Raw genomic sequence first — 6,444 nt, 5'->3', positions numbered from 1 at the left:
ATGATGGTTTCACAACTCCATCTTCTCAGAGACCGGGTGGGGGGCTCTACCCCGACAGGACTGACCTGATCATTTGCCTCAAACCCACCTCTGCTACCCACAAATTCTGCTGAGGAGCCCAAATTGTTTCCTGCGCTTAATCACCTACGCCAGACTGACCCAGCATTGACCTCTGACATAGCGCGCCAAATTGGGCTTGTTGCCATGCTCGTGATGAATCTGACTTCCAGGTGCTTTTTTTGAAGCCCGAAGGGTCAAGGTATCATCAATCACCAGATGGATCACATCTTGTTTCACCACCTTCATGATGAGGCAGACAAACTGTCTGGACAGAGCCAACCATGACCAGCGGCCTTCCTGTAACCACTTGTAATAACTTGTCCAGTGATTGCGCATGGTGACCACCAGATAGGCCTCTGTCACAAAACCCGCAGGACTGAGCATGGCCCCGATCAGCAATTCGATGAATGTGCCCACTGACCTTAGGGGTAGCGCTTCGGTCAAAAATGTTATCCAATAACACAGTTCGCGGGGGATACGGCTATATCCTTTCACGTCCACAGCGGCCTCCAGAAGTTCGTGTTGATTTCTCTAAGGCGCGGCAACGCCATGGCCTCTGATATGTCAAGTATTTTTTTGGTTTTTGCTGTTTTCTCCTTTGAAACTCTAAACTCTAGTATCCATTATTTGATCGGCCTGATTTCTTTGAGTGTTTCCATTGCTTTTAGTAGCAAGTGAATTTCTGTACTGGGGTTGTTGCTGTCATCTTGTTCAGCAGCAGCCAAGCGTTGTTCAGCGTGCTGTTTGGCGTTATCTAACCGGGGCAGTAATTCTGTGAAAAGGTGTTTTCTGTTCTTGGCATAATCGGGCCACTCGTTTGTCAGGTCATGATGGCAGCAGTCGCACGGGGAACGATTGCCCGTTCTGGTATAGGGTGCAGTGTGATTGCGAAAGTGCAGCAGAATCCAGTACTCAAAACAGGGTACCGATTTAATGGTTTGCAGCTTGAGCTTTTTCGAGCGCTCAATAGAGGCTTCATAGTGGGCGTGTTCATCCCTGTCGAAGATGCAATAGACCGATGAGAAGGCGTTACCTTCTTTTTCGGCTTTGATTTTCAGATTTCTTGCGGTTTCAACAATGTTTTTAGGATTACTGCCTTCTCCTGATCGAACTTCGACAACAGCCTGACCCCGATGTACTCCCAAAACCTGCCGTGCGTTTTCAAAATAGTATTTTTCGGTTTTTGTGCCCTCGCAGACGATTAACATCCGTGCCCGTGGCTCAAAGCGTGCGGCGCGACGACGTTGCTGTCGAGTGGATTTTGCTCTACGCGCCATGCTCCTCTCCAAATGCATCTGAAATTTCTTTCAGGAAAGGTAGTGCGCCGTAACGTCCCGAGAGATAACCCCGTTCGATATTTTCTGTGCCCTTGCGTACCGCGAAGTCACTCAGTGGATAGAGGTGGGTTGCCTGGTCTTGTTCGCGCTCACAGAACCAGATCTGATCCCGACGGAACAGATCCTGATTCAGGATGGAGGTTTCATGGGTGGTAAAAATCAGTTGCGCCCCCTGCCGGTTGATTTCCGGGTTATGGAACATTTCCACCAGGTACTGCACCAGCAAGGGATGCAGATTGTCGTGCAGTTCATCGACCACCATGATATTGCCCTGCGCCAGGGTATCCATCCACGGGCCCGCATAGCAGAACATTTTTTGCGTGCCATCGGATTCGTCACCCAGCCCCATTTCGATCGTGTCGCCTTCCTGAGTCTGGTGCTGGGTAAGAATCTGCATGCCTTTTGAACTGCCAAGCTGGCTGGTCAACAACGCTTTAAGCTGTGGTGGCATGTTTTGTGTGATGGCATTGAGATGCTCGCCATCCATCTCACGCAGGCTGAGGCCAGCGATGGCGAAATCTGCTGCCTGCATAAAGCGTAGCACCCGTGCCTGTTGCTGTTGTTCCAGCAGGCTTATGGTGAAGAGGGGCTGCTGATTCCAACTTTCTTTGCCAACGGCAATTTTTAGTTTATTGGCAAACCAGTTGTAGATCGGTGTGAGCTGCTCACTGTTCAACTGAGCCGCCGTGGCGAGCAACAAACCGTTGGGGCGCGTTACGCGCTCCCACAGTTCTTTCTCGCCCTTGAGCTTGTCACCGAACTTTGTTTGTGTGCCGGTTTGATCGGGTGACCGTTCCCGATGAAACCATTTCTGGGATTTTCCCTTTGGAAAGGCAAAAAGCCATTCTTCGTGTACCTGCTGTTGATCAACCGCTACGCCATATTGATAACGAACTTTATCGACAATGAAATGAATCTCGAATTCGGATGGGCTGGTGCGCGCCTTGCTGCTCATCAGAAAGGGCGTGACCGGCAGCGCTTCGTTTGGCGGGCGCTGGTGTGAGCCGACTACCAGCGATTGCATGGCGGCCAGTGCGCGCAGCAGGTTGGTTTTTCCCGCCGCGTTGGAGCCGTAGATAACGGCTGATCTCAGCAATGGATTCAATGATGCGGGGGCATCGTTGATCTGCAAGACATTGGTGTCTTCAAGCTCCTTTCTCGCACCTTTCACCATGGACAAGAGGGCTTCATCACGGATGGAGCGGAAGTTTTTTACGGTGAATTCAATGAGCATTTTACTGTCCTTTATCTGTTTTTATTCTAATATTTGCAGAAAAACTGCAAAAATGCAATATAAAAACAGATTCTACGTTGATCACAGGGTTTTCTCCGGCGCAACGCCCCTTGAAAGCAGGTCGCTCAGGTCATAGTTGATGCTGGCCACTCCAAAGTCGGGTTCCTGACCGAATGGCTCCTTGATGTAGTAGGGGCCTTCGTGTTCTTCGCCATCGACGATCACAATGGCGAGAATGAACTTGTCCGACTGGTTAAGACCGTAAATGATCTCGTTGCGGCTGACGGTGATAGTGCTCTGTCCCTTGGCGCGACCTTTCACCTCGATGTGGCGGTCTTCCAGCAGTTTCCCATCGACCTTGGGTGGTCTGGCGGTGACATCCCATCCGCACTTTTCAGCGGAAACATCTTTCACGTCATGCCCAAAACCGGTTTCAACGTCCATGACGGCTTTCATGGCGATTTGTTCGACACGTGACCGTGCTTCGGCGTCCGGGCTGAAGTTTGTTTCTCCCTTACGCCCCGCAAGCAGTCCCTGAGGTATCACCAGGGCACCACCAATGACCACCGGGGAACTGGATACCACACTGCGCATGGATTCAAGCTCCTTTTTCCTTTGTTCGAGTCGCGCCGTAAGCTCTTCCACACGGCGGCGAGCCATTTCAGGCTGCACGCGAGGCTGTTTGCCTGCAGCGACATCTTCACTGAGTTTGATGTAGCGGTCTGACCAGTGGTTAATCTCTTTGACGAGGCGTTCATTCACGGCGGCCAGAATCTTGTCGACCTGGCGCTCTCGGCGTTTCTTGACTTCTTCGTAGTGCTCGGGGACGAGGTGAGTGGATGCGTGATTAAGCGCCAATGCATCAAGGTTGTTAGCGACCCAGTGGGCGGTTATGACATCCTGAACCAGGCTTTGGTCGTAATCATCGATGGGTTGCAAATCCAGATGTGGCGCCCAGCCAGCATTGATTGCCTTGCCGTGCTGATCGATCTCAACAAACTGGAGGCGGCGGGAGGCGACGGTTTGGCTATCGCCGCTGCTTTCCCGAACACTGTGGTCAATCATAAAGAGGACTCTGGGTTCGATCCCGTCATCATTCGGGTCAACCAGTACAGCGCCTTGCTTGAGTTTGCTGCGGTGAGCCTCCAGCACCAGATCCGTGGCGGCGTGCACCAGGGGATGGCCAGGATGCAGTAAGTCAGCCATGGGTTTGCCTTGTTGACGAACGTGCTGTTTTTCAAAGCAGACTCGCTCGTATTTTTTTAATACCGGTGTCCGGGTTTCGCCGATAACCCGGTCGCGCTCACGAATGGCGGCGGGTACATGGCGGATCTCGAATCGGCCGGCTTCGCGGTTGCGCATTTCGCCGCCGAGTGTTTTGAAGGCCTCTGTGAAGAATGCGCGGATGAAGTAGGGCTGTAGTTTACGGGCTTCGGCCTTTTCCATCTCATCCTTGATGGCGTAGAGTTCGTCCAGCCCCATGTGCTGCTCAACCAGTGCGTTACGGCGGATGATCTCTTTCAGATGGCTGGTATCCAGCGCACCATCGATGACCTGGTCCAGCTTGGCCTTGATTTCCGGTTGCTCGCCGTAGCGAATGGCATCGATGAGCAAGTCTTTCAGCGATATGTTGTCGAAGGCCTCGCCTAGAATGTCGAACACTTTGCCGCCCAAGGCTGCACGCTCAACTTCCAGCTTTTCGAGTAGCTTCTGAAAGACTGCGCCTTCCCTGGTTTCAACGGCAACGATGTTCCACAGGTGGCAGACCTCGGTCTGGCCGATACGGTGGATACGGCCAAAGCGCTGCTCCAGCCGATTGGGGTTCCAGGGTAGGTCATAATTGACCATCAGGTTGGCATTCTGGAGGTTGACGCCTTCGCCGGCGGCATCGGTAGCAACCAGAATGAGTACATCCGGGTTGTTGCGGAACTCTTCCTGAATTTTACGGCGTTCGTCCCGGTTGGTGCCGCCATGAATTGTGACGACGGCGTCCGGCCGTCCAAGAAGTCCCTTGATACGTTCCATGAGGTAGGCAAGCGTGTCCCGGTGCTCGGTAAAGATGATCAGTTTGCGGCGGCTACCGGATGTGGTTACCATCTCCGGGGCATCCTGCAGGATTTTGGAGAGCTCCTCCCACTTTTTGTCATTCGCTGCCAGCCATGGAGAGCGAAGCGAAGGCTGGTAGACCCCAGTAGCTGCGAGGCCGAAGACACGCTTGCCCGGATTCGACAACCGTACGTGCCTTGGCTTCGAGTGCCTTGAGGCTTTCAATTTCGGCTTCAAGTTCCGGAATGGTCTCGGAAGCCGTTGCCTGATCGACGACCTGTTCTGCCCAGGCTTCGTATTCTTCGCCGGTAAGTTCGTCTGCGGCCTCATCGATATTCTCCGGAATATCGATCTGTTTCTTGACGGCATACTCGCCCAGGGTTTCGGCAACACCATGGCCTCGGGCCACCAGTTTCATTTCACTCAAACGATTTTCCAGACGTTTACGACGGCGCTTGAGTGACTGATAGATAGCCTCTGGACTGGAGGCGAGGCGGCGCTGTAGCTGGGTGAGGGCAAATCCAACCGTACCCTTGCGCTTCCCATCCAGGTTATCTGCACGGTTCATTTCGTTGCGGACGTAATCGGTGACTTCCGCATATAAAGCCGCTTCCAGAGCGGAGAGTTCATAGTTGGCGGTATAGGCCCTGCGCTCGGGGAACAGCGGCGTGCCATCGAACTTGAGCAGCTCTTCCTTGACCATGCGTCGCATCATGTCCGAGATATCGACTTTGTGCGCGCCTTCTCGGAACTTTCCATAGAAGCGATCGCCATCGAGGAGTGACAGGAAGAGTTGGAAATCTTCTTCCTTGGCGTTGTGCGGGGTTGCGGTCATCAGCAGGAAGTGGCGGGTGATGGAGCCCAATAGCTTGCCCAGTTTGAAGCGGCCTGTTTCATTGACCTTGTTGCCGAAATAGTGCGCGGACATTTTGTGTGCCTCATCCACGACGATCAGATCCCAGTCGGTATTTTTGAGTTTCTCCTGGAAGTCATCATTGCGTGAGAGTTGGTCCAGCCGGGCAATAAGCTGGTTCTGCTCTTCAAAGTAGTTTCCGGATGCGCATTGTTCCTGTTTTTCCCGGCTGAAAATTTCAAACTGAAGGCCAAACTTTTCCAGTAGCTCGTCTTGCCATTGTTCGGTGAGAGAGCCGGGAGAGACAATGAGTATCCGCTTGGCATCTGCCCGCATCAGCAGCTCGCGGATTAACAGGCCGGCCATGATGGTTTTGCCGGCCCCTGGATCATCCGCCAATACGAAACGAAGGGGCTGCCTGGGCAGCATGGCCTCATAGACCGCGGAGATCTGGTGCGGCAGCGGTTCGACATTTGAGGTATGGACCGCCATCATTGGATCAAACAGGTGGGCCAGGTTGATGCGGTATGCCTCCAGGCACAGCTTGAATTCCTCACCGGGCGCATCGAACGCCCAGGGTCGACCCGCTTCGGCTAATTCTAGACGTGATTCATCGGAACGAAACAGCATCTGTGTGCCGGGCTTGCCGTCAGGGTCGACGTAGAAGACATTGGCTGCGTCATCTCCAACGGGTTCAACGCTGACAATCCGTACGATCTTGTTGCCTTCCAGGCCACGGATCTGTGCGTCTTTTTTGAGGTCTTCGAGTTTTAGCATGGGTTCCTGCCTGTTATTTTGGGCTCTTCCCCAAATGGAGTGGGTAGATTATCGTAATCCCCTATGAGAGACAAAGACCTATATGCCCAGATACTGGGAATCAAGAGTCCCTGGCAAGTATCCGGTGTAGAGCTGGC

General features: G+C 53.1%; 5 protein-coding genes. All 5 read right to left on the bottom strand.

Features of this window, described 5'->3' with window-relative positions; translation table 11 throughout:
• Nucleotides 1-144: 144 nt before the first annotated feature.
• The gene (locus tag ACOCD2_RS10215) at nucleotides 145-561 is read right to left on the bottom strand and encodes a transposase (protein WP_419582680.1); all 417 of its coding nucleotides are present in this window, start codon (nucleotides 559-561) and stop codon (nucleotides 145-147) included.
• 122 nt (nucleotides 562-683) lie between these two features.
• Entirely contained in the window at nucleotides 684-1,337 is a 654-nt protein-coding gene (locus tag ACOCD2_RS10210) for an RloB family protein (RefSeq protein ID WP_293647304.1), read from the bottom strand.
• Entirely contained in the window at nucleotides 1,327-2,631 is a 1,305-nt protein-coding gene (locus tag ACOCD2_RS10205) for an AAA family ATPase (RefSeq protein WP_293647302.1), read from the bottom strand. The genes ACOCD2_RS10210 and ACOCD2_RS10205 overlap by 11 nt, the downstream gene beginning before the upstream one ends.
• Before the next feature lie 81 nt (nucleotides 2,632-2,712).
• The gene (locus ACOCD2_RS10200; RefSeq protein WP_305800502.1) at nucleotides 2,713-4,863 is read right to left on the bottom strand and encodes a helicase-related protein; all 2,151 of its coding nucleotides are present in this window, start codon (nucleotides 4,861-4,863) and stop codon (nucleotides 2,713-2,715) included.
• Nucleotides 4,775-6,307 (bottom strand): DEAD/DEAH box helicase, encoded by a 1,533-nt coding sequence (locus ACOCD2_RS10195; RefSeq protein WP_305800266.1) that lies wholly within the window; start codon nucleotides 6,305-6,307, stop codon nucleotides 4,775-4,777. Before ACOCD2_RS10195 ends, ACOCD2_RS10200 begins: the two co-directional genes overlap by 89 nt.
• Nucleotides 6,308-6,444: the final 137 nt, after the last annotated feature.

The sequence above is a fragment of the Thiolapillus sp. genome, assembly GCF_048562965.1.
GTDB classification, from domain to species: Bacteria; Pseudomonadota; Gammaproteobacteria; order Chromatiales; family Chromatiaceae; genus Thiolapillus; species Thiolapillus brandeum_A.
Note: the sequence above shows the minus strand (reverse complement) of the source record. Positions and strands in the feature narration are given on the sequence as shown.

Coding starts and splice junctions, on each gene's coding strand:
- ACOCD2_RS10210 (WP_293647304.1), bottom strand. CDS start 1,337: ATGGCGCGTAGAGCAAAATCCACTCGACAGCAACGTCGTCGCGCCGCA.
- ACOCD2_RS10205 (WP_293647302.1), bottom strand. CDS start 2,631: ATGCTCATTGAATTCACCGTAAAAAACTTCCGCTCCATCCGTGATGAA.
- ACOCD2_RS10195 (WP_305800266.1), bottom strand. CDS start 6,307: ATGCTAAAACTCGAAGACCTCAAAAAAGACGCACAGATCCGTGGCCTG.